At 69.8% G+C, this 3,896-nt stretch carries 5 protein-coding genes; all 5 read left to right on the forward strand.

From position 1 onward, the window contains the following. Positions 1 to 181, forward strand: a 181-nt coding sequence (locus G3I40_RS20160) for a substrate-binding domain-containing protein (protein WP_164303538.1), incomplete at its 5' end; no start/stop codon positions are given. A gap of 19 nt (positions 182 to 200) precedes the next feature. Continuing rightward, positions 201 to 1,169, forward strand: coding sequence for a sugar ABC transporter permease (locus G3I40_RS20165; protein WP_164303539.1), 969 nt, complete (start codon positions 201 to 203; stop codon positions 1,167 to 1,169). Then, entirely contained in the window at positions 1,166 to 2,014 is an 849-nt protein-coding gene (locus G3I40_RS20170) for a carbohydrate ABC transporter permease (RefSeq protein ID WP_164303540.1), read from the forward strand. Before G3I40_RS20165 ends, G3I40_RS20170 begins: the two co-directional genes overlap by 4 nt. Further along, positions 2,014 to 3,327: a sugar ABC transporter substrate-binding protein gene (locus tag G3I40_RS20175; protein WP_164303541.1), complete on the forward strand. Its 1,314-nt coding sequence runs from the start codon at positions 2,014 to 2,016 to the stop codon at positions 3,325 to 3,327. The genes G3I40_RS20170 and G3I40_RS20175 overlap by 1 nt, the downstream gene beginning before the upstream one ends. Before the next feature lie 52 nt (positions 3,328 to 3,379). Further along, positions 3,380 to 3,896 (forward strand): ADP-ribosylglycohydrolase family protein (locus G3I40_RS20180; protein WP_239091837.1); only part of this gene is annotated, 517 nt, incomplete at its 3' end.

Below are 3,896 nucleotides of genomic sequence, written 5' to 3' on the forward strand. Positions count from 1 at the left end.
GCAGGCCGGCTGGCCCCCGCTGACCAGCGTCGACCTCGGCTCGACCGAGCGCGGCCGGCGCGCCGCCGAACTGCTTCTGGAGCGCCTCGGCGCCCCGGGCTCCCCCGCCCCCCACAGCAGCACCGCCCCTCCCCGCCTCGTCGTCCGCGCCTCCACGGGCCGGGCGGCGCCCGACAGTTGAGAGCTACGAGGTTCGCACCATGAGTCTCACCGCCTCCCGGGACAGTGCCGTCCCGGGCAGTCGCGGCACACCGCCGCCCCGCACACCGGACGAGCGCAAGCGCGTGCTCGGTCTGGACCGGGGCGCCTGGTTCCTGCTGCTCCCCGCGCTGATCCCGATCCTGATACTCAGCGTGGGCCCGCTCCTGTACGGCGTCTCGCTGGCGTTCACGGACTCGCAGGCGGGCCGCACCTCGCCCACCCAGTTCGTCGGCCTGGACAACCTCCTGGACCTGCGCCACGACGGCCTGTTCTGGGAGTCGTTCCGCATCGGCCTGACCTGGGCGGTGTGCGTCACGGCGCTGCAGTTCGTGCTGGCGCTGGGCCTCGCCCTGCTGCTCAACCAGAACCTGCGCTTCCGCTGGCTGGCCCGCACGCTCGCGCTCGTCCCCTGGGCGATGCCGGAGGTCGTGGTCGGCATCATGTGGCGTCTCGTCTACCACCCCGACGCGGGCATCCTGAACAAGACGCTCACCCAGTTCGGCGTGATCCACGGGCCCACGGAGAACATCGACTGGCTCTCGGACCTGTCCTACGCGCTGCCCGCGGTGATCGTCGTGGGCGTCTGGGCGGGCATGCCCCAGACGACGGTCGTCCTCCTCGCGGGGCTGCAGAACGTGCCGCACGAACTGCGCGAGGCCGCCCAGCTGGACGGAGCGGGCCTGTGGCGCCGCTTCACCACGGTCACCTGGCCGGCCCTCAAGCCGGTGGTCCTGTCCATCACCGCGCTGAACTTCATCTGGAACTTCAACTCCTTCGGCCTCGTGTACGTGCTGACACAGGGCGGACCCGGCGGCCAGACGCGCCTGCCGATGCTCTTCGCCTATGAAGAGGCCTTCAAGTACGGCCAGTTCGGATACGCCGCCGCGATGGGCCTGGTCATGGTCGCGGTGATCGCGGTCCTCCTCACCCTGTTCCTGCGCAAGAGGCTCAAGGAGGACGCAGTATGAGCGCGAGCACCGCACTTCCCCGGGTCGCGGGCCGGGCGGGCCAGTACGTGGCCCTGCTCTGCTACCTGGTCTTCCTGGCCTTCCCCCTCCTGTGGCTCCTGTCGACGTCCTTCAAATCGCCCCGGGAACTGGGCTCGATCGACCCGACCTGGCTCCCCCAGCACCCGAGCCTGGACAACTACCGGGCGGCCTTCGACGCGCAGCCGCTGCTCCACTCGGCGCTCAACAGCCTGATCGTCGCGGTCAGCGCCTCGGTGATCTCGGTGGCGATCGCGGTCCCCGCGGCGTACGTGATGGTCCGGTACCGGTCCCGCGTGAGCCAGGCGGGCACGGTCTGGATCCTGGTGAGCCAGATGTTCCCCTTCGTGCTCGTCATCATCCCGCTGTTCCTGGTGCTGAAGAACCTGCACATGATCGACAGCATCCCGGGCCTGATCCTCGTGTACGTCGTCTGGAACCTGCCCTTCTCGCTGTGGATGCTCCAGGGCTACGTCAAGTCCGTGCCGACCTCCCTCGAAGAGGCGGCGGCGATGGACGGGGCGAGCCGCCTGCGCACCCTCACGAGCGTCGTCCTGCCGCTGTTGGCCCCCGGCCTGGTGGCGACGCTGATGTTCAGCTTCGTGACGGCCTGGAACGAGTTCTTCTTCGCCCTCGTGCTGCTCAAGTCCCCGGAGAACCAGACGATGTCGGTCATCCTCACCCGCTTCCTCGGCGCCGAGGGCGTCGCGGACCTCGGCCCGCTGGCGGCGGCCTCGGTGCTCGCCACCATCCCCAGCCTGGTCTTCTTCGCACTGCTCCAGCGCCGCCTGGTGGGCGGCATGCTCAGCGGGGCGGTGAAGGGCTGATGCGCACGAAGAAGTACACCGCGGCAGCCACCACCGCGCTCGCCCTCGCCCTGGTCGCGGGCTGCGCCGGCTCCGACGGGGACACGGCCGGCGGCAAGGTCACCCTCGAATTCCTCAGCCTGGCCTGGCAGAAGGAGTCGGTGGACGCGAACAAGGCGCTCGTCAAGCAGTGGAACGACACCCACGACACCGTCAAGGTCAAGTACGTACAGGGCAGTTGGGACAACATCCACGACCAGCTGCTCACCTCCTTCGAGGGCGGCGAGGCGCCGGACATCATCCATGACGACGCCTCCGACCTCACGGACTTCGCCAACGGCGGCTACCTGGCCGACCTCTCCGGCCTCCTCCCGCAGTCCCTGAAGAAGGACATCCCCGAGGCCTCCTGGAACACGACCACGTACGACCACGAGACCTACGGCGTCCCGTTCCTCCAGGAACCGCGCGTACTGGTCGCGAACACCACCCTCCTCAAGCAGTCCGGCGTCCGCATCCCCACCGCCCGCCACCCGTGGACCTGGCAGGAGTTCGAGGCGGTCAGCAAGAAGCTGACGCACGACAAGAACAAGGACGGCAAGCCGGAGTCCTACGGCGTGGCCTGGTCGATGAAGGAACCGGTCAGTCAGTCCGTCAACCTCGCCCTGTCCACCGACGGCAAGATCTTCTACAAGGACAAGGACGGCAAGAACGAGATCCGGTACGACGCCGCGGACTCGGCGGTGGCGCAACTGATCAACCGGCAGGTCAACAAGGACCGCACGGCGCCGAGGACGGGCCTCGGCATGTCGGGGTCGGACACGCTGCCCGGCTTCTTCGCGGGCCGCTACGCGATGCTGCCGCTCAACTTCTCGTACCGCCAGCAGGTCCAGCAGCAGGCGCCCAAGGGCTTCGACTGGACCGTCCTGCCGATGCCGTCCGGCGCGGGCGGCCTGGCCCAGGGCACGGCCCCGCAGACCCTCTCCGTCTCCCAGGACAGCAAGCACAAGCAAGCCGCGGCGGACTTCATCGCCTATCTCACGCAGCCGCGCCACCAGGTGCAACTGGCGCGCGGCGACTGGCTGTTGCCCACGAGCACCGAGGCCCTTGAGGACCCGTCGCTCACCACGGCGAAGAACGGCTGGAAGACGGGCGCCGACATAGCCGCGACGCTGCGGCCGTCCCCGGTGCTCGGGGTGCGCGGTTACGCGGAGTGGAAGGACAAGATCGCCACCCCGGCCTACCAGGAGTACTACAACGGCGCGTTCGGCATCGACGAACTGCGCAAGCGCCTCGCGGACGACGGCAACCGCATCCTCGACCGCTACCAACGCTGAACCCCCGGGGCACCGCCTCGAGCACGACCCCAGAAAAGAGCACGAACACACCATGAGCGTCAGCGTCGACCCGGACACCCCCGCGGACGGCACCGCGATCCCCCGCAGACTGCGCACGGTCCCCCAGCCCCAGCCACCCGGCGCGATCTCCCTGCGGGACCGGGCCCGGGGAGCGCTCCTCGGACTCGCCATCGGGGACGCGATCGGTGCGCCCGCCGAGAACATGAAGCCGTCCCAGATCCGCGAACGCTGGGGCCGCATCGAGGGGTTCGTCGCCGACAACCCGGCCGGCACGGACGACACCGAGTACGCGATCTTCTCCGGCCTGCTGCTCGCCGAGAAGGGCGCGGCCCTCACCATCGCCGACGTCGAGGCGGCCTGGCACACGTGGATCGCGGACCGGGACGAGGGGCCGTTCAAGGGCGCGGGCTTCAGCGAGCGCGGCACCCTGGAGAACCTGCGCCGGGGCCTGGCCGCGCCCATCTCCGCCCAGCACCGGCACGCGTGGAGCGACGGCCTGGCGATGCGCGCGGCGCCGTTCGGGGTCTTCGCCGCGGGCCGCCCCGCCG

This window comes from Streptomyces sp. SID14478 (assembly GCF_010548525.1).
Classification (GTDB): Bacteria; Actinomycetota; Actinomycetes; order Streptomycetales; family Streptomycetaceae; genus Streptomyces.

Excerpts from the sequence above, each read along its gene's own strand:
- G3I40_RS20165 (WP_164303539.1), top strand. The coding sequence starts at position 201 with ATGAGTCTCACCGCCTCCCGGGACAGTGCCGTCCCGGGCAGTCGCGGC.
- G3I40_RS20170 (WP_164303540.1), top strand. The coding sequence starts at position 1,166 with ATGAGCGCGAGCACCGCACTTCCCCGGGTCGCGGGCCGGGCGGGCCAG.
- G3I40_RS20175 (WP_164303541.1), top strand. The coding sequence starts at position 2,014 with ATGCGCACGAAGAAGTACACCGCGGCAGCCACCACCGCGCTCGCCCTC.